Consider the following 17,360-nt stretch of genomic DNA (forward strand, 5'->3'; position numbering starts at 1 on the left):
GTCCGTGACGGGGTCACGGAGGATGAGACGTCGATCGTTCGTCGGGAAAGGTCGCGACGGCGCCGTGGCCGGCGGGCCCCGCACCGCCCGCGCCTCGGCGGCCGGCGCCCGCCACGGCGGGATCCGTCGTCAGGCGGCGGTCATCCCGCCGTCGATCGCGAGCGCGGCCCCGGTGATGAACCTGGCCTCGTCGCTCAGCAGGAACGCCGCGAACGCCGCGATCTCGTCCGGCTGGGCGATCCGCCCGAGCGGATGCATCGCCTCGGCCGCGCGCAGGGACTCCTCGGGTGTCGGGCCCAGGTTGCCGCGCAGCAGCGGGGTGTCGACGCCGCCGGTGATCAGGGCGTTGATCCGTACGCCGGCCGCGGCCTCATCGAGCGCCGCCGAGCGGGTGAGCCCGACGACGCCGTGCTTGGCGGCGCTGTAGGAGGCCATGCCCGCCGCCCCGACGACGCCGAGGTTGGAGGCGTTGTTCACGATCGCGCCGCCACCGGCGTCCCGCAGGGCGGGGATCTGGTACTTCAGGCCGAAGAAGACGCTGCTGAGGTTGAGCGCCAGGTCGGCGTGCCAGGCGTCGCCGTCGATACCGGTCACCGGGCCGATCGCGGTGGCGGCGCCGACGTTGTTGAACGCGCCGTCGAGCCGGCCGTACCGGCTCACCGCCTGCCGGACCAGCTCGGCCGCCTCGGCCTCCACCGTCACGTCGGCCGGGACGAAGGTGGCCTCGCCTCCGGCGGCGCGGATGCCGGCCACCAGCGCGTCGCCGGCCTCCTTGCCGCGGGCGGCCAGGACGACCTTCGCGCCCTCGGCGGCGATCCGCTCGGCGGCGGCACGGCCCATGCCGGAGGTGGCGCCGGTGATCAGGACGACCTTCCCCGCGAAGCGTGCGGACATGACTACTCCTTTGTCGGTGAGAGTTGGTGAGGTTTCGTCGGTGAGAGTCGGTGAGAGTCAGTGAGAGTCGGTGAGGTCAGAAGGTGAGCACGAACCGGCCGCGGGCGCCGCCGGCCTCGAGCCGCCGGTGCGCGTCGGCCGCCTCGGCGGCGGGCAGGGTCGCCGCGACGCGCGGGACGAGCACGCCCGCCTCGGCGAGCCGGCGGATCTGGTCCAGCTTGTCCGTCCGTCCCGCGTAGTCGGGGACGAACGTCGTCTGCACCGTGATCGGGCCGTCGCCGTCGAACTCGTGGCCGCCGGGTTCATCGCCGGTGCGGAACCGGGCGTACACGCCGCCGTCGCGTACGGCGTCGAGGAGTCGCGGCCCGACCAGCGCCGTGTCGGCGACCGCGTCCACGCCGTCCGGATACCGGGCCCGGATACGGTCGACGACATCGGATCCCCTGGCCACGACCTCGGTCGCGCCGGACAGGCGGACCAGGGCCTCGTCGGCGGGCGCGGCGTCGGCGATCACGGTCAGCCCCGCGTGCGCGGCCATCTGGACCAGGTAGCCGCCGAGGGTCCCGGCGGCCCCGATCACGGCGAGGACGGAGCCAGGCGCGAGCGCCAGCTGGTCGAGTGCCAGCAGCGCGGTGAGCCCGTTCATCGGCAGCGTCGCCGCCGCCGCGTGATCGACGCCCGCCGGCGCGCGGACGACCCAGCCGGCCGGCAGCACCACGTACTCGGCGTAGCCCCCCGCGGCCGGGCCGATCGGCATCACCATCGCCATCACCGGCTCCCCCGGGGACAGCTCGGTCTCCGTCCCCGGGCCGATCTCGTCGATCACGCCGGCGATGTCCATCCCGGTGACGTACGGGGCCGGCACCCCGGCGAACGCCTGCGCGAACACGCCGGCGCGCATCAGCGTGTCCGCCGGATTCACCGCGGCCGCGTGCACCCGCACCCGCACCTCACCGGGTCCGGCGTGCGGCTCCGGAAGGTCGACGACCCGCAGCACGTCGGGTCCCCCGAACTCGTACAACCCAATTACTTGCATAGCCGCAGCTCCAGAGCAGTTCTCTTTATATACCAGGTCTGTAGTTCGTACCATTGCATCGGAGCGGAGGCGGCGGCAAGAGAGCACTTCAACGTGCCCAGGTATCCCCGGGAGAACCACCCAGGACAGAACCAGGTATCTCTCGTATACTGGCGACCATGGCGCATCCGACCATCGAGACGGACGACATCACCCCCGTGTGCGAGCAGGGCCGCGCCCTGGTCCGCGACGTGCTCGAGCGGATCGGCGACAAGTGGTCGGTGGTCGTCATCTGCCAGCTGGGCGACACCACCCGGCGGTTCAACGAACTGCGCCGGATGAGCAAGCCCATCACCCAGCGCATGCTCAGCGCGACGCTGCGAGGGCTGGAGCGAGACGGCCTGGTGACCCGGACCGTCCACGACACCACCCCGCCGCGCGTCGACTACGCGCTGACCCCGCGCGGGATCGACCTGCTCGGGGTCGTCCGCGGCCTGGCCGGCTGGGCGGAGAGCAACGCCGCCGGCATCCTGGAGTCCAGGACGACCTTCGACGCGCGGTGACCCGGAGGCCCGGCGCGGCCCCTCGACCACCGGCGGCCGATAATCCGTCGCCGGAGCGCCTGAACGCGGATATGGTCGCCGGGTGCCTGATGCGATCTTCGCTCACCCTCGTCTCGCACCCGTCTACGACGTCTTCGACGGGGACCGCGACGATCTGACCGCCTACCTCGACATCGCCGGCGAGCTGGGCGCGGACCGTGTGCTCGACGTCGGTTGCGGGACGGGATGCCTGGCCGTCCTGCTCGCCGAGAGCGGCCGTACCGTCGTGGGTGTCGATCCGGCCGAGGCGTCACTCGAGGTGGCGAGGTCGAAGGATCACGCCGCGAGGATCACCTGGGTGCACGGCGATGTCACGGCGGTTCCGGCGCTCGGCGCCGATCTCGCGGTGATGACGGGAAACGTGGCACAGGTCTTCCTCACCGACGACGACTGGACACGGACCCTCCGAGGCATCCACGCCGCGCTTCGCCCACGTGGCCACCTCGTGTTCGAGACCAGGCGTCCCGAACGCCGGGCCTGGGAGGAATGGGCCGCCGACGATGCTCAGATCATCCGCGACGTCCCGGGAAGCGGACCGGTGGAGCGGTGTTTCGAGGTCACCGACGTGAGCCTCCCGTACGTCTCCTTCCGCTACACGTACAGGTTCCTGTCGGACGGCGCGGTGGTCACCTCCGACTCGACCCTCCGGTTCCGCGGCCACGACGAGGTGGAGGCGAGCCTGGTCGCCAACGGATATCGCGTACTGGACGTGCGCGAGGCTCCTGATCGCCCGGGTCGCGAGTTCGTGTTCGTCGCCGAGCGCACGGCCTGAAGCCCAGCCGGCTTCACGCCGCGGGCAGCCGGTTGACCGGGTGGTCGCCGGTGGCCCAGAGATACTGGACGGCGTAGGCGCGCCAGGGGCGCCAGGCGGCGGCACGGCGGGTGAGCGCCGCGGGGGTGACGGGAAGGCCGAGCCTGCGGGCGGCGACGCGGATCCCGAGGTCGGCGGGGATGAAGGCGTCGGGGTCGCCGAGAGCGCGCATCGCGATGGTCTCGACCGTCCAGGGCCCGAGTCCGGGAAGCGCCGAGAGCTGCGCCCGGGCTCGACGCCGGTCGCCTCCGGCGCCGAGATCGATCTCACCGGCCGCCAGGGCGGCGATCAGGCCGATGAGCGTCGCGCGGCGCGTCCGGGGAAGGGCGAGCTTGCCCGGATCCAGCGAGGCCAGCGCCCCGGGGGTGGGGAAGAGATGGGTGAGGCCTCCTTCGGGGTCCGTGATCGGCTCGCCGTGCGCGGTGACCAGCCGGGCGGCATGGGTGCGGGCGGCCGCGGTGGACACCTGCTGCCCGAGCACCGCGCGTACCGCCAGCTCGAACCCGTCGACGGTGCGGGGCACCCGGCGGCCGGGATGCTCGTCCACGAACGACGCGAGCGCCGGGTCGGCGCGAAGGATGTCTCCGACGGCGACGGGATCGGCGTCGAGGTCGAGCAGGTTCCGGCACCGGCTGATCGCGGTGGAGAGGTCACGGCGGTCGCTGAGGGTCAGACGGCAGCCGACGTGGTCGGGCATCGGCCACAGGGTGACGACGCCGTGGCCGTGCGGCAGGCGCAGCGTGCGGCGGTACGCGCCGTCGCGCCACTCCTCCACCCCGGGCACGGCGGTCGCGGCGAGATGCCCGAACAGGTTGCCGGGGCACAGCGGAGCCCGGAACGGCAGCCGCAGCGACACCGTCCCGTGGTCGTCGGCCACCGGCCGTTCGCTGGACGGGGCCGGTACGGGAAAGGCGTAATTCTCACAGTCGAATCTCGCCTGGGAGTGATCCGCACAGCCGGGTCCCGACCGAGAGTGATCCACACAGCCAGACCCCGCCTGGACGGTGCGATCCCCCGACCTGGAGTTCTCGTCACGCATACCTGCAGTGTCCAGGAGAGCGACGACCGTCCTACCCGCACACCCCGCGAAGGGCGCAAACCTTCTCCGCCATCTCCCTCACCTGGCCCGCGATCTTCTCGCTCACTCCCCTGTCGGCGATGTCGTGGGTGTAGAGGAAGAGGGCGGCACCCCGGCGGCCGACGCCCCACAGCGAGCTGGGTTCACGATCACGCTTCCCCTTCCTGGAGAAGTGGCTTCCGACGATCATGGCCTCGTCCCCGGCGCGCAAAGCCCTGCCGACGTGAACACGCCCGGGACGGGCGGCGGTCTCCTGCTTCGCGCACTGTTTCATATCCGTCCTGAGCCTGAGGAACGCGGCATGGGCGGATCCCGCGCTCGGGTACAGCGCGAGCTGCTCGCTGTCGTAGGAGGGACCGCTGGTCAGGTGCGTGATCGTTCGCATCGCGACGCGGCCGTCATGGGACTTCCCCTTCGTGCCACAGGGGTTGAGTTCGAACTGCCGGGACGTACTGTCGCTGATCTTCCACCACTCCTCGCCCACAGCCACGGGAGGAAGCGGCGCCCTCGCCGTGGGTTCGGTCAGCAGGAACCCTTTGGGAATCCTGGTGGAGCCCACCTCGGCCGCACCGGTTTCGCCAAGGATCAGACAGGCACCGGTCCCGCCCAGGAGCAGACAGATCGTCACCATCGTCACCATCGCCCGGTTGATCACAGGGCACGAGTCTGCGAGCTCCGCGAAGGCCCCGCAACCCGAAAGCACAACATGTTCTGAAATTCTGAAATATTGCCTGACACCTCCGATAACCGCACAAGCACCTCGGTGATGCCCACGCGCCGCGTGATCCGAGCGGCTTTCGGGGCAGGACGCAGCCATGCGCGGACGAACGGACTCTCACTACTGGGGTGTGGTACTCGACGCACCCGACGCACAGGAACTCGCGCGGTTCTACGCGCGCCTTCTCGATTGGAAGATCACCAAGGACGAGCCCGGCTGGGCCACGGTCGCACCGGCCGGCGGGGGCACGTACCTGGGTTTCCAGACATCCAAGGACTACGTACGACCGGTCTGGCCGAACGCCGACGGCTCGCAGCAGATGATGCTGCACCTCGACCTGGAGGTCGGTGACCTTTACGGCGCGGTCACCCACGCGATCGAGACGGGCGCGACACTCGCCGCCCACCAGCCGCAGGACGACGTCCGGGTCCTCCTCGACCCCGCCGGACACCCGTTCTGCCTTTACACGGACGAGTAGCGAAAACACGCAAGACATACACAGCGTGTTTGTAGAGTGTGGGATTCTGCTTTCCTGCTGATTGCCATGTATCGCAGACCGCAGCGTCCGCTATTCCGGCCGTACGGCGAGGACGACGGCCTCTTCCACGGAGCCGCGAGTTCGGCCGGAATGGCGCACCACACCGTACGGCCACCCGCCCCGAAGTCGCGGACGCCCCAGTTTCCCGCTGAGAGTTCGTCGACGATGAACAGCCCTCGCCCGTTCTCCGCGTCCGGGGAGGGATCCTTCAGGCACGGCTTGCCGGACGCGGAACCGGGGTCGGTCACCTCCATGTATATGAAGTCGTCGACCACCTTCAGGACGACCATCACCAGGTCGCCCACCGGACCGGGGGTGGAGTGCCCGACGGCGTTCGCGGTGAGCCCGGGGACGGCCAGCCGCACCCGCTCGTAGGCGGGGTGATCGGGACCGAGGAGCTCGCGCACCGTCGCGCGTGCGCGTGAGACCGATTCCGGCTCTCTCCGCAGGAAGATCTCCCCTAGCTTTCTGGCCGTTTGCATGGTGAACGCCCTTTCGCCCTCCGGGCTTTCTCGCCTCATTGACCTGATCCCCGGCGACCGCCCGCCGGGTATTCCAAGAATCCCAAACAACCATTACTGTCGGTAGTGGCTCCGAACGCACGGTCACTACACGGTTATGTGGAGCCGGGCGTGTATTCACAGAAACGGGTGGGTGTTCACGAGAGGACAGAAATGACCATCCCCCCGGGCATCGGCTCCACGGTCTCCCCAAAGGAATATTTCGCCGCAGAATTCCGCAGGCGTCGCAAAGAGGCAGGGCTCAGTCAAAAGGAGCTGGCCGATCGCATCGGGTGGTCGGTCAGCCTGGTGAGCATGGTGGAGCTCGCCCATCGGAAGGCTCCCCGGGAGATGACCGAGAAGATCGACAGGGTCCTGAAGCTCGACGGCGCCCTGACGAACCTGTGGGATCTCGTCAGCCACGCGGGCAGCCAGCTGCCCGACTGGTTCAGGCCCTGGATCGAGATCGAGCGGGAGGCCGAGACCCTGCGGGCCTGGCATCCTCTCATCGTCCCGGGCCTGCTCCAGACCCGTGACTACGCCGAGGCGATCCTGCGGAGCAAGCCCCGCATCACCCCCGAGCAATTGGAGGAGTACGTGACGGCCCGGATGGACCGCCAGGCCATCCTCGACCGGACGAACCACCCCATGCTCTGGACGGTTTTCGACGAGGGCGTCCTGCTCCGTCCCATCGGCGCGGACGGTGTGATGGCGGCACAACTCCACCACCTCGCCGAGATGGGCGAGCGCCCCGACATCGCGATCCAGATCCTCCCCATCGAAGCTCGCACGACATCCGGCATCAACGGGGGCTTCGTCCTCGCGCACGCGCGCAGGGGCGTGGTCAACGCGGCCTACATCGAGTCGGCCGGTGCGGGTCAGGTAACCGATCGCCCCGACGAGGTCGCCGCCCTAGCATTGCGGTACGAGGCGATCCGCGTCGAGGCGCTGTCCCAGCGCGAGTCGTTGAAGCTGATCAAGGAGACGACCAAGAAATGGACCTGAACCGGGAACTGGCAGCGGCGACGTGGGTCAAATCCACCCGCTCGTCAAGTAACGGCGGCGAGTGCGTCGAGGTCGCCGGACTGTCCGGCGGGCGCCGCGCCGTCCGCGACAGCAAGGACACCACCGGCCCCGCACTCGTCTTCACCGCCACCGAGTGGACCACCTTCATCGACGGCGTCAAGAACGGCGAGTTCGGCTGACCGTTCCGAGCCTCAGGGGCCGGGCCCTCGCCGACGCGGGGCCCGGCCCCTGCGCGCCCCGCTCAGCCCCCGCGCCCCGCCCGACCCCTGTGCACCCCGCTCGACCCCGGCCCCGGGCGCTCCCGGCGACCGCGTGACACGCCGGTCGGCCGGTGGAGCCGTCAGCTCATCTTCCTCTTCTCCTCCGCGTAGATCTCGTTGGCGTGCTCGCTCAGTTCCTCGGCGAACAGGGCGTGCTGCCTCGGAGTGAGGAAGTAGTCGTCCCAGCTCGCCAGCCTCTCGTCGGCGAGCGCCTTCGCCTGCTGGGCGTACCCCTGCACGACACAGAACAGGCCCTACGGTGCCGAACCTTCACGCCGGTGGCGGCGTCTATGTGACTGACGATCACTACGTTACGAAATGAGACTGGTGATGGCGACACCTTTGCTTCCCGGCGATCCCAGGCAGTTGGGCGCCTACTGGCTGGCGCGGCGGCTCGGTGTCGGCGGTCAGGGCGTCGTCTACGAGGGGTACGACAGGGCTGGCGGGCGGGTGGCGGTCAAGGCGCTGCACGGCGCCGTCGTCACCGGTGACCACCGCGACCAGTTGCGCCGGGAGGTGGAGGCGCTGGGCCGGGTGGCGCCGTACTGCACGGCGCGGATCATCGAGGTCGATCTCGATCATGCGCCGCCGTACCTGGTCAGTGAGTACGTGCCCGGGCCGGACCTGCACAGCGAGGTACGGGAGCACGGACCCTACGGCAGCGGCGAACTGTTACGCCTGGCGATCGGCATCGCGACGGCGCTGTGCTCCATCCACCGGGCGGGGGTGACGCACCGGGACCTGAAACCGGCCAATGTACTGCTGGGCCCGGACGGGCCGCGCGTCATCGACTTCGGCATCGCCCGCACCCAGGACATGTCGAGCAGTACGACCGGACTGCTCAAGGGCACGCTGTCGTGGATGGCGCCGGAGCTGTTCCAGGGCCAGGGCCCCTCGCCTGCCGTGGATGTGTGGGCGTGGGGAGCGATCGTGCTGTTCGCCGCGACGGGCACGCCGCCGTTCGCCGGCGAATGGCCGCGGGTGGCCCACCGCGTCCTCACCCACCATCCCGACACCTCTGTCCTGGACGAGCCGCTCTGCCATCTGGTGGAGCGGGCCCTGTCCAAGATCCCCGCGGACCGGCCGGAAGCCGAAGACATACTCCTCGGTCTGGTCGGCGTGGCGGATCCGGCTGCGGCCGAGAAGAAGGCCGCTGCCGAACAGGCGACCACGACCACGGCACCGTCCCAGGGCGAGCCGGCAGAGGAGGTGTTCACCCGCCTCGGCACGAGCGCGCAGGAGGCCGTCCCCCGGATACTCCTGCGCCTGGTCGCCCCCGGCGAACACGCCGAGGACTGCCTGCGCTCGGCCCGCAGAACCGACTTCGCCGACGGCCAGACCAGCGAACAGGACATCGAGCATGTCCTGCGCGTCTTCACCGAAGCCGAGATCCTCGCCTGGCAGGACGGCCTGGTCACGCTCTCCAGCGCCGCACTGATCCGGGCCTGGCCCCGCCTGGGCGAATGGGTGGAGGCCGAACGCGAAGGTCTGGGCATTCATCAGACCCTTGCCGGCGCATCCCGGCTCTGGGACGACCACGGCCGCAAAAGCAGCGACCTGTTCCAGGGAACGGCCCTGGGCCGCGCGCAGTCCTGGGCGGCCAGTTCCCGCCGTCTTCCCCTCAACCACACCGAGCAGGCATTTCTCGACGCGTGTACGGCACTGGGCCGCCGCCGGGGACGCCTCCGCTCACTGCTGAGCGCGACGCTGGCGATCCTGCTCGTGCTGGCCGGCACCACGGCGGCCATCGCGGTCGTCCAGAGCCGGAGCCTGCAGGACAGGAACCTGACCATCTTCCGGCAGCTGAAGCAGGCCGTCGGCACCCGTGTGGCGGGACTGGCCACCGGCCTGCGCCGCAGCGATCCGCTCACCGCCAAGAGACTCGCCCTGGCCGCCGCCACCCTGGTGCCCGGCAGTTACGAGGCGCGCCACGCCCTGCTGACGCTGTACAGCCAGCCGGAGCTGTACACCTATCAGCCCCCGGGAATCGACGGGAGCTGGAGGAGGGGCGGCGATGCCACCGGCCGTCTGCGGGTCTTCGCCAAGGGCAACGAGGTGAGGATCGCCGACATCGACGCGCGCGCGGTGGTGCGGTCGTTCGCCTTCCCCGGCGAGCCCCTTGACATGCGGGCCTTCAGCGATCCCATGCTCAGCGGCGACGGCAAGGTCGTGGCGCTGCTCCGGAGGGACCGCACGATCACCCTGTTCGACACGGCGAGCGGACGGCCGCGGCCAGTCACCTTCCGCGCTCCTACCGTCTTCTTCGGACTCGACCACACCGGTAGCAGGCTGCTGCTCAGTGAGCCCGCGAGCACCAGCCTGTGGGACACCGCCACCGGCAGGCGCCTGGTGAGGATTCCCCACCTCCTGAGCTCGGCCGAGTTCACCCCCGATGGGAGACATCTGATCGTCCCCCGTGAGACGTCGCTGAACTTCTGGGACCTGCGCACCGGCCGCGAGGCACGCACCGTACGGCTGACCACCGGCCCAGAGAGGATCTCCAGGATCGTGCTCAGCCCGGACGGCAGGTTCCTCGCCCTCGTGCATGGCAAGCGGCTGGGGGTCGTCCGCTACGACCGGCTCGACCCCGAACAGGTACGGTGGCGGACGATCCCGGCGCCCGCGCAAAACGAGGGGATCGTCTTCAGCGCCACCAGCAGGTACGTCGCCTTCAACGGCGCTGCCTGGGATACCGCGGACATGGGGCCCTGGAAACACACCGACCCAGGCACCCTTGACGACGACCCCGTCTTCACCTACGTCAATGACAACTGCTATCACTACGCGTTCGGTCCGGGGGACCGCACCCTGCGCTGCATCGACTCCCAGAACGTCACCACCGTCATCTCCTTCGGCCCGCTCCTCCCCTCGCGTTCTCTCAGCCGGGACGGCCATCGCCCCTACACGAGGTTGAGCACCGACGGCTCGACCCTGGCCCTCGGATACCTCGGACAGTGGGAGATCTGGGATCCCATCCGGGCGGCACGCCGCAGTGTGCTCCCCGCCAACGACTACTACAGCGAGTACGAACTGTCCGTGGACGGCCGGCTCCTGGGCCTGGGAAAGAGGAACGGGGACATCGAAATCTGGGACACCACGACCGCCACCAGGAAAGCCACCCTGGCAACCGGGCGCTCACTCAGCGACGCCTCGGCCTCGTTCGGCTTCTCGCCCGACGGCAGGACCCTGGCCGTGCTCGCCGAAAGCGAGAAGAAGGCGTCTCTCCTGGAGCTGTGGGACATCGCCTCGGCGACCCGGCGCGCCGCCTCCCCCGGGCGGCCGTCCGCCGGAACCTACGAGGTCTGGGGGGTGGAGACATGGGAGGTCCCCATCCTGTTCAGTCGCGACAGCCGGACCGTCATCTCCGCCGACGACCAGGGCGTCGTCGAGGTCTCCACCGGCAGGCGCCTGGTCTCGCCGGACTCCGGCGTGAGCGATCTGCTGGCGATGAGCCCCAACGGACTCCTCGCGGACAACACCTACCAGGGCACGATGGTGCTTCGGGACGGCAGGACACTCCAGCCGGTGGCGAGGACGACCATCGGCGGCGACCTCGCGGCCTTCTCTCCCGACGGGCGCCTGCTGGTCGTCCTCGACGCCACCAACCGCATCCGGCTGTGGGACGTCACCGCCAACCGTCCCATCGGCCTCCCGCTCGCCGGCCTCCCCCCCAGGAAATCCAGCTTGGGGGGCACGCTCAAGTCACTGGCCTTCACCTCGGACGGCACGGCCGTGCTGGCTGTCGACGGTCAAACACACCTCCGCACCCACCTCATCGCCCCCGCCGAGGTCAAACGGGAGCTCTGCGCCCAGGTGAGCCCGCTGACACCGGCCGACTGGGCGGCCCACATCCCCGAGGTCCCCTACCGGAAGACCTGCTGAGCGTGCCGAACCCGGCGCCGCGCCGCCGCGCGGCTATTGGTGCGATGTTCCCGAATGAGGATGGAGATCCCTGCTGACCTGGGGTGCGCCGGGCCGCGTTCGCCGGACAGACCTTCGCCGGCGCCATCGAGATCGCCCACGCGGCCGCCGTCGCCACCGCGCAACTCAACGCCCACGCCCAGCCCTGGATCTGGGGACGACCACCACCCCAGCCCCGTACCCTGCGCCGCACGTTCGTCTACCGGTTATGAAGAACGCAGCGCTAGTGCCCCTTCCCGTTTCCCTGGCTGTTCCCGCGCCGCGTCGGCTTGTGTTTCCCGCTCTTGTCCTTGTTCTTACCGGAGTTGGGATTGGGCTCCTTGGCGGCGATCCCGGACGTGCCGCTCCCGGGGGAGCCAGTGGTCGCCGCCCTGGGGGCGACGTCGGTCCGTCCGCTGCGGCGAGGTGCGGCGGTGGGGTGCTCGTCGTCGATCACCTGCCGCGTCTCGGGGGTACGGGTGGCCTGTGGCGCCGTGACGGGAGCGGTCCCGGAAGGAGCGACCGGCTCCGGCCGGCCGGACTCGTCACCGCGCCATCCGGCGGTGAGGGCCGCGCCGGCGAGAACGCCGACGGCCAGAACCGCGACACCCGCCGACAGGCGCCGGCGCCCGATGACCCGCCGGTGTGCCGAGGTGGGCCCGGCCTCCTCACGAAGGTGGTACCCGGTGGGACCACGGCCGGCGTCTCCGTGGAAGTGGTGACCGGTGGAGCGGCGGTCGGCCTCGATGGGCCCGGTGGACCGCCGGTCCGCGGCCGACGCCACGACGCCGGCGGCGAGGAAGGGCGCCGCGGTGACGTCCGCGTCCCGCTCCCACAGCGTGGCCACGTCCTCCAGCTGTTTCCGGGCACGGGCGGCGTCGGTGCGCCGGGCGGGGTCCTTGTCGAGCAGGCCGGCGATGACGGGCGCCAGGGGCCCGGCATGCCGGAACGGTTCGGGATCGGCCGTCAGCACGGCGGCGAGGGTGGCCAGCGCGGTGCTGCGCCCGAACGCGGAGCGGCCTTCGGCGGCGGCGTACAGGGTGGCCCCGAAGGACCACAGGTCGCTCTCCGGACTCGACGCGACGCCGCCGGCGCGCTCGGGGGCGATGTAGGCGGGCGTGCCCACGACCATCCCCGTCCTGGTGAGAGACACGTCCTCGTCGACAGCGGCGGCCAGCCCGAAATCGGTCAGGATGGCCTGCCCCTCCTCGGTGAGCAGGATGTTCGCGGGTTTGACGTCGCGGTGCATGATTCCGGCCGCGTGGGCTGCCTCCAGCGCCGACAGCACGTCCAGCCCGACCCGCGCGAGGGTGGGCGCGCGCATGGGCCCCTCCTCGGCGACCACCTCGGCGAGGTTGCGCGAGCGCACGAGCTGCATCACGATCCACAGGGAGTCGTCGGCCCGCACCACGTCGTACACCGCGGCGATGTTGGGGTGGTGCAGCCGCGCGGCGAGGCGCGCCTCCCGCATGGTGCGTTCCAGCAGGACCTCGCGCTCCGGCCCGGCCAGGTGATCGGGGAGCTCGACCTCCTTGACCGCGACCTCACGGTCGAGGAGGTCGTCATGGGCGCGCCACACCGTCGCCGTGCCGCCTCTGCCCAGCCCGGCCAGGAGACGGTAGCGCCCGGCCAGCAGCCACCCTTCGTAGCGCAAAGAAGACATTGGGCATGCCTACCCGATGATTGAGCCCATATGTCACTGATATCACTACATCCGATGCCTACCGGTTACCGGGGCGGCCCGCCCCGGCCTCGGCTCTCCCAGGCCCACGCCACGATCTCGACCCGGTTGCGTACGCCGAGCTTGGCCGTGATGCCCGACACATACCCCTTGACCGTGCTCAGCGAGATGAACAGCTCGTCGGCGATCTCCTGGTTGGTGCGTCCCCTGCCGATCGCCCGGACGATCTCGGTCTCCCGCGCGGTCAGGGGCTGGGCCGGCACGCGGGCCCCGGTCCGGGTCCCGCGGTCGGTGAGGTGGCGCAGCAGCCGCAGCGTGATGGACGGTGAGATGAGCGCGTCTCCCGTGTACGCGGCCCGCACGGCCTCGACCAGCAGGCGGGGACCCGCGTCCTTCAGCACGAATCCGGCCGCGCCGCAGCGCAGCGCGCCGTAGACGTACTCGTCCAGGTCGAACGTGGTGACCATGACCACCCTGGGCGGGGCTCCGGCCAGCGCGCGGGCGACCTCGATCCCGTCGAGGCGGGGCATCTGGACGTCCACCAGGCACACGTCCGGAAGCGTCCTGCGGGCCTGCTCGATCGCCTCGACGCCGTCGCCCGCCTCGGCGACCACGGTGATGTCGGGCTGGTCCTCGAGAATGATCCGCAGGCTGGCCCGGACCATCTCCTGGTCGTCGGCCAGAAGCACCCGGATGGTCATCGGCACTCCCCGACGGGCAGGGGCCGCGCCATCCGGCATCGGAGCTCCCTGACGGGTGCGGGCCTGACGGGTGCGGGCGGTCTCATCGGTGCTCTCCGGTGGGGATGGTGGCGCGGACGGACCAGCCGGAGCCGGAGCCGGGGCGAGGGCCGGTGGTCAGGGTGCCTCCGAGGGCTTCGAGGCGTTCGCTCATTCCGATGAGGCCGTACCCGGCGCGGCGGTAGCGGCGGGCGGGCAGTCGCGGGGCGTCGTCCTCTACCTCGACCGTGACGGCCCTCTCGTGCTGGGTGATGCCGATGGTGACCTCGCGGGCGTGCGGGGCGTGCCGGGAGACGTTGGTCAGCGCCTCCCGCACGATCCGGTACACGGTGCTGCTCACCTGGGGCGGCCAGCCGGACGGCTCGGCGTCCAGCCGCAGGTGCGCCCGGCGGCCGTGGCTCTCGAAGCCCTCGATCAGCTCGCCGAGCCGTTCGTGGCCTTCGGCGGCGGGAGCGGCGTCACGCAGGAGGCCGACCACGCGGCGGGTGGCGGCCAGGGCCTCCGAGCCCGCGGTCTCGATGCCGGCGAGGGATCCGGCCGTCCTCTCCGGGTGCTTGGCGGTGACGAGCCGGGCGGCCTGGGCCTGGAGCACGATGCTGGTGATGTGGTGGGCGACGACGTCGTGCAGCTCCCTGGCCAGCTCAAGGCGCTCGGCACGTCGTACCCGCTCGGCGACGGTACGGCGGCGGGCCGCGAGCAGCCGGAGGCCGCCCCCTGCCGTCAGGGCGGCGAGCCAGAGCAGGCCGCTCACCACCGGAACGGCCGAACCGGGGTTGACGAGAAGGCCGCCCGCCACCACGGCCAGTCCCGCGGCGGCCACCGCGCAGGCCGTGCGGGCGGGCAGCGTCCTGACCGCGGAGCCGACGAGCACCGCCGCCCCCAGGGACGCGGCGGGGCTGGGTTCGGCGGGCAGGTGGACGAGGCGGGTGACGAGGACGGCGAGCGCGGCCACGGTGAGGCCGGCGACGGCGGTCCACAGCGGGTCGCGGCGGCGCACCAGGGCGAGCGCGCACACCCAGGCGGCGACCGCCGCGCCGAACGGCCAGTACCCGGCGCCCCAGCTGCCGGCGACCTGGTACGCCTGAAAGGCCACGGCCACCGCGAACACGGCGCCGAGCCCGGCGCCGGCCGCCACCTCGAACCGATCGGGAACACCCACGGCCTCCAGGCTAGGGGAGGCGTCCCACCGGCCTGTACCGGCCGAAAGTACTGTTCCCTCCCTGCTTTCCGCCGATGTGGGAGCGGGCCGGAGTCCACAGGATGAGGTCCCATGCCACATGAAACGCTCCCCCCGGCGCCGGAGGCCACCGGGCCGGGACACCCTACGACGACCTTCTCCGGCCGGCCGCGTGTCGCCGCGCTCGACGTGCTGCGCGGGTTCGCCCTGTGCGGAATCCTGCTGGCCAACGTCAAGCCGATCGCCCACATGATCCACGCCACCGAGGTCACGCGGTCCGTGGTGGTGGCCCCGGGTCAGGACGACGCCTGGCTGGGGTTGGGGCTCTTCGTCGACCAGCGCTTCTTCCCGATCTTCTCCCTGCTGTTCGGCGTCGGTTTCTCGCTGCTGCTGGACTCCGCGGGACGCCACGCCCCGCGCCCGCGGGTGCTCCTGGTCCGCCGGCTCCTGGTCCTGCTCGCCGTGGGCCTGGCCCACATGTTCCTGCTGTGGCGAGGCGACATCCTCACCATCTACGCCGTCGTCGGCCTGCTGGTGCTGCTGCCCTCGACCTGGCTGCCGCGCCGGGTCGTCGCGGGGCTCGCCGCCGTCCTCATCGCGACGCCGCTGATCCTCGACAGCAACGGTGTGCCGCTGGTGCCCGGACTGTTCCTGCTGGGGTCGGCACTCACCCGGTACGGGGTGATCGACCGGATGGAGCGCTCCGTCCGCGTTCCGGCCGCGCTGGCCCTGCTCTTCGCCGCGGGGGCGGTGCCCGCCGTGTGGCTGCAGCTCGAGACGCCGGCCGGCGACGCGTACTTCAACACCTGGTTCGGCCTCGCCGGGTCGCTGATGGCGGGCGTCTACGTGTGCGTCCTGTTGCTCCTGCTCAGAACGCCGCTCCGTCCGGTGCTGCGGAGGATTTTCGCGCCGCTGGGCCGGATGGCGCTGACCAACTACCTGTCCGCCACGATCCTCGTCCTGGTGGCGGCCCGCCTCATCGGCGGCTCGCCGGACGGCTGGTCGTCGGCGACGGTGCTCCTGATCGCCGGGGCCGTTCTCCTCCCCCAGTGGCTGGTGTCCACGCTCTGGCTGCGCCGCTACCGCCAGGGCCCGCTGGAATGGCTCTGGCGGTGGGCCACCTGGGCCCGCCGCCCGCCTCTGCGCCGCACCCCCTGACCGCCGGGTTCACATCCGGGAAGCGGGAAGCGGCGGCCGGGCGGCTCGCCGGGCCCGCGTGCGCTGAGCGCGTTCGGTGTTCCGGGCCGGCCCGGCCGGCCCGGACACGGTGCTGTGGCCGCGGCTCAGGTGACCGAGTGAGTGATGGTGGCGGTGTAGGTGCCGACACGGACGCCGACGGGCAGGGTCACGGTGATCGTCGGGTTCCAGGTGGCGGAGTTCTCGCCCGTGCCCTCGGAGGCGGAGAAAGCGGTGCGCGCGGAGCCGAGGCCGCCGGGGGTGCCGGGGGTGAACTCCGCGACCCCGGTCGTGGCCGTGGCCGCGCCGGGTGCGTAGTCGATGAGGCTTCTGGCGATGGTCTCGGAGGCGGTGGCGTCACCGGTGGTGAAGGTCGTCGAGCTGACGGTCGCGGTCCAGGCGGCGTCGGTGGCGTAGCGGGTGTCGGTCACGGTGACCGCGCCGAGCCGGGCCGAAACCTCGGAGCCCGGTTTCGCGGAACCCAGGTTCGCGTTCTGGGGCGTGCTGATGGACAGCGTGCCGGCGGGGCGGGTGATGGTGTCGCTGTCCAGGGTGACGGTGCCGTCACGGGCCAGGAAGCGCCCGTCGACGACCATGCCGGCGCCGGCGGTGATCGAGGCCAGCGCGAGGATGGTGCCGGAAAGGGTGGAGGCGGCTCCCAGCGTGGCCGAGGTGCCGACCTGCCAGAAGACGTTGCGAGCTTGGGCGCCGCCGATGAGGGTCACCGTGCTGGCGCCCGCGGTCAGCAGGGTGGAGGTGGCCTGGAAGATGAAGATCGCGTCCGGGTCTCCCTGGGCGTCCAGGGTGAGGGCGCCGGTGTTGCTGAAGGTGCCCGAGAGCGAGGTGTAGACCCCTGGCGTCAGCGTGGTGGCGCCGAGGTCGGTGGGCACGGTGGCGGTGGGAGTGCGGGAGGCGACGTCGTTGTAGGCGAGGGTGAAGTCACTTTGGGCCTGGACGGCGGCGGCGTCGTTCACATGGATCGTCCCGGCCACGCTCCCGGGCGGGAAACCGGACACCGTCACGCCCGGGGTCACCCCGAGGTCGCCGGTGATGACGCTGGCGCCGGTGTTGACCACGGAGTCGCCGGCCAGGACGGCGAAACTCCCGGCCGCGCCGAGAGCCACCGGCGGATCCGCTGCACTCGCGCCGGACCGCCCGGCCGGGAGCACGGTCAGGAGAACGACAAGAAGACAGGACAGGAGCACGCTCACGGCGGGTCCGGCCCAGATGAGGCTCCTCATACG

The 17,360-nt window shown here is 71.1% G+C and carries 18 protein-coding genes; 8 read left to right on the forward strand and 10 right to left on the reverse strand.

Going from position 1 to position 17,360, the window contains the following annotated elements; all coding sequences use genetic code 11:
- Nucleotides 1–129 precede the first annotated feature (129 nt).
- Complete coding sequence (locus ACTOQ1_RS01995; protein ID WP_440063962.1) at nucleotides 130–894, reverse strand: SDR family NAD(P)-dependent oxidoreductase; 765 nt, start codon at nucleotides 892–894, stop codon at nucleotides 130–132.
- A 76-nt stretch (nucleotides 895–970) separates the two neighbouring features.
- Nucleotides 971–1,930 carry an NADP-dependent oxidoreductase gene (locus ACTOQ1_RS02000; protein WP_440063964.1) on the reverse strand — a complete coding sequence of 320 codons (960 nt, stop codon included), beginning with the start codon at nucleotides 1,928–1,930 and terminating at the stop codon, nucleotides 971–973.
- 158 nt (nucleotides 1,931–2,088) lie between these two features.
- Between ACTOQ1_RS02000 and ACTOQ1_RS02005 the strand changes: the two genes are divergently transcribed.
- Nucleotides 2,089–2,472: a winged helix-turn-helix transcriptional regulator gene (locus ACTOQ1_RS02005; RefSeq protein WP_440063965.1), complete on the forward strand. Its 384-nt coding sequence runs from the start codon at nucleotides 2,089–2,091 to the stop codon at nucleotides 2,470–2,472.
- An 82-nt stretch (nucleotides 2,473–2,554) separates the two neighbouring features.
- Nucleotides 2,555–3,283: a class I SAM-dependent methyltransferase gene (locus tag ACTOQ1_RS02010; protein WP_440063967.1), complete on the forward strand. Its 729-nt coding sequence runs from the start codon at nucleotides 2,555–2,557 to the stop codon at nucleotides 3,281–3,283.
- A gap of 13 nt (nucleotides 3,284–3,296) precedes the next feature.
- Here the strand turns inward: ACTOQ1_RS02010 and ACTOQ1_RS02015 are convergent, their stop codons facing one another.
- A complete protein-coding gene (locus ACTOQ1_RS02015) occupies nucleotides 3,297–4,199 on the reverse strand; it encodes a DNA-3-methyladenine glycosylase family protein (protein ID WP_440063968.1) in 903 nt (300 codons plus the stop codon).
- Between the two features lie 193 nt (nucleotides 4,200–4,392).
- Nucleotides 4,393–5,040 carry a hypothetical protein gene (locus tag ACTOQ1_RS02020; RefSeq protein WP_440063969.1) on the reverse strand — a complete coding sequence of 216 codons (648 nt, stop codon included), beginning with the start codon at nucleotides 5,038–5,040 and terminating at the stop codon, nucleotides 4,393–4,395.
- Nucleotides 5,041–5,215: 175 nt separating this feature from the next.
- Here ACTOQ1_RS02020 and ACTOQ1_RS02025 point away from each other — a divergent pair, with 175 nt between their 5' ends.
- Nucleotides 5,216–5,596 (forward strand): VOC family protein, encoded by a 381-nt coding sequence (locus ACTOQ1_RS02025; RefSeq protein ID WP_440063970.1) that lies wholly within the window; start codon nucleotides 5,216–5,218, stop codon nucleotides 5,594–5,596.
- Here ACTOQ1_RS02025 and ACTOQ1_RS02030 read toward each other — a convergent pair.
- A complete protein-coding gene (locus ACTOQ1_RS02030; protein ID WP_440063971.1) occupies nucleotides 5,581–6,138 on the reverse strand; it encodes an ATP-binding protein in 558 nt (185 codons plus the stop codon). The genes ACTOQ1_RS02025 and ACTOQ1_RS02030 overlap by 16 nt on opposite strands.
- Before the next feature lie 192 nt (nucleotides 6,139–6,330).
- On the opposite strand from ACTOQ1_RS02030, the gene ACTOQ1_RS02035 reads away from it, so the two are divergent.
- A complete protein-coding gene (locus tag ACTOQ1_RS02035) occupies nucleotides 6,331–7,161 on the forward strand; it encodes a helix-turn-helix domain-containing protein (RefSeq protein WP_440063973.1) in 831 nt (276 codons plus the stop codon).
- Entirely contained in the window at nucleotides 7,152–7,361 is a 210-nt protein-coding gene (locus tag ACTOQ1_RS02040; protein WP_440063974.1) for a DUF397 domain-containing protein, read from the forward strand. Before ACTOQ1_RS02035 ends, ACTOQ1_RS02040 begins: the two co-directional genes overlap by 10 nt.
- Before the next feature lie 161 nt (nucleotides 7,362–7,522).
- On the opposite strand, the gene ACTOQ1_RS02045 is transcribed toward ACTOQ1_RS02040, so the two are convergent.
- Nucleotides 7,523–7,681 carry a hypothetical protein gene (locus ACTOQ1_RS02045; protein WP_440063976.1) on the reverse strand — a complete coding sequence of 53 codons (159 nt, stop codon included), beginning with the start codon at nucleotides 7,679–7,681 and terminating at the stop codon, nucleotides 7,523–7,525.
- A gap of 91 nt (nucleotides 7,682–7,772) precedes the next feature.
- On the opposite strand from ACTOQ1_RS02045, the gene ACTOQ1_RS02050 reads away from it, so the two are divergent.
- Both ACTOQ1_RS02050 and ACTOQ1_RS02055 read left to right on the forward strand, forming a co-directional pair.
- A complete protein-coding gene (locus ACTOQ1_RS02050) occupies nucleotides 7,773–11,324 on the forward strand; it encodes a WD40 repeat domain-containing serine/threonine protein kinase (protein ID WP_440063977.1) in 3,552 nt (1,183 codons plus the stop codon).
- A gap of 83 nt (nucleotides 11,325–11,407) precedes the next feature.
- Nucleotides 11,408–11,575, forward strand: a complete 168-nt coding sequence (locus ACTOQ1_RS02055) for a hypothetical protein (protein WP_440063979.1) — start codon at nucleotides 11,408–11,410, stop codon at nucleotides 11,573–11,575.
- An 11-nt stretch (nucleotides 11,576–11,586) separates the two neighbouring features.
- Here ACTOQ1_RS02055 and ACTOQ1_RS02060 read toward each other — a convergent pair whose 3' ends face one another.
- The 3 genes from ACTOQ1_RS02060 to ACTOQ1_RS02070 form a co-directional block, all read right to left on the reverse strand.
- Nucleotides 11,587–13,005: a serine/threonine-protein kinase gene (locus ACTOQ1_RS02060; RefSeq protein ID WP_440063980.1), complete on the reverse strand. Its 1,419-nt coding sequence runs from the start codon at nucleotides 13,003–13,005 to the stop codon at nucleotides 11,587–11,589.
- A 65-nt stretch (nucleotides 13,006–13,070) separates the two neighbouring features.
- Nucleotides 13,071–13,724, reverse strand: coding sequence for a response regulator (locus ACTOQ1_RS02065; protein ID WP_440063981.1), 654 nt, complete (start codon nucleotides 13,722–13,724; stop codon nucleotides 13,071–13,073).
- Between the two features lie 82 nt (nucleotides 13,725–13,806).
- Nucleotides 13,807–14,922 carry a sensor histidine kinase gene (locus ACTOQ1_RS02070; RefSeq protein WP_440063983.1) on the reverse strand — a complete coding sequence of 372 codons (1,116 nt, stop codon included), beginning with the start codon at nucleotides 14,920–14,922 and terminating at the stop codon, nucleotides 13,807–13,809.
- A gap of 111 nt (nucleotides 14,923–15,033) precedes the next feature.
- On the opposite strand from ACTOQ1_RS02070, the gene ACTOQ1_RS02075 reads away from it, so the two are divergent.
- Complete coding sequence (locus ACTOQ1_RS02075; protein WP_440063985.1) at nucleotides 15,034–16,098, forward strand: DUF418 domain-containing protein; 1,065 nt, start codon at nucleotides 15,034–15,036, stop codon at nucleotides 16,096–16,098.
- Nucleotides 16,099–16,223: 125 nt separating this feature from the next.
- Here the strand turns inward: ACTOQ1_RS02075 and ACTOQ1_RS02080 are convergent, their stop codons facing one another.
- Nucleotides 16,224–17,357 carry an ice-binding family protein gene (locus ACTOQ1_RS02080; protein ID WP_440063986.1) on the reverse strand — a complete coding sequence of 378 codons (1,134 nt, stop codon included), beginning with the start codon at nucleotides 17,355–17,357 and terminating at the stop codon, nucleotides 16,224–16,226.
- Nucleotides 17,358–17,360 lie beyond the last annotated feature (3 nt).

The sequence above is a fragment of the Streptosporangium sp. OZ121 genome, from assembly GCF_051918885.1.
Taxonomy (GTDB): Bacteria; Actinomycetota; Actinomycetes; order Streptosporangiales; family Streptosporangiaceae; genus Streptosporangium.

Coding starts and splice junctions, on each gene's coding strand:
- ACTOQ1_RS01995 (WP_440063962.1), bottom strand. CDS start 894: ATGTCCGCACGCTTCGCGGGGAAGGTCGTCCTGATCACCGGCGCCACC.
- ACTOQ1_RS02000 (WP_440063964.1), bottom strand. CDS start 1,930: ATGCAAGTAATTGGGTTGTACGAGTTCGGGGGACCCGACGTGCTGCGG.
- ACTOQ1_RS02005 (WP_440063965.1), top strand. CDS start 2,089: ATGGCGCATCCGACCATCGAGACGGACGACATCACCCCCGTGTGCGAG.
- ACTOQ1_RS02020 (WP_440063969.1), bottom strand. CDS start 5,040: ATGGTGACGATGGTGACGATCTGTCTGCTCCTGGGCGGGACCGGTGCC.
- ACTOQ1_RS02025 (WP_440063970.1), top strand. CDS start 5,216: ATGCGCGGACGAACGGACTCTCACTACTGGGGTGTGGTACTCGACGCA.
- ACTOQ1_RS02030 (WP_440063971.1), bottom strand. CDS start 6,138: ATGCAAACGGCCAGAAAGCTAGGGGAGATCTTCCTGCGGAGAGAGCCG.
- ACTOQ1_RS02035 (WP_440063973.1), top strand. CDS start 6,331: ATGACCATCCCCCCGGGCATCGGCTCCACGGTCTCCCCAAAGGAATAT.
- ACTOQ1_RS02040 (WP_440063974.1), top strand. CDS start 7,152: ATGGACCTGAACCGGGAACTGGCAGCGGCGACGTGGGTCAAATCCACC.
- ACTOQ1_RS02050 (WP_440063977.1), top strand. CDS start 7,773: ATGGCGACACCTTTGCTTCCCGGCGATCCCAGGCAGTTGGGCGCCTAC.
- ACTOQ1_RS02060 (WP_440063980.1), bottom strand. CDS start 13,005: ATGTCTTCTTTGCGCTACGAAGGGTGGCTGCTGGCCGGGCGCTACCGT.
- ACTOQ1_RS02065 (WP_440063981.1), bottom strand. CDS start 13,724: ATGACCATCCGGGTGCTTCTGGCCGACGACCAGGAGATGGTCCGGGCC.
- ACTOQ1_RS02075 (WP_440063985.1), top strand. CDS start 15,034: ATGCCACATGAAACGCTCCCCCCGGCGCCGGAGGCCACCGGGCCGGGA.
- ACTOQ1_RS02080 (WP_440063986.1), bottom strand. CDS start 17,357: ATGAGGAGCCTCATCTGGGCCGGACCCGCCGTGAGCGTGCTCCTGTCC.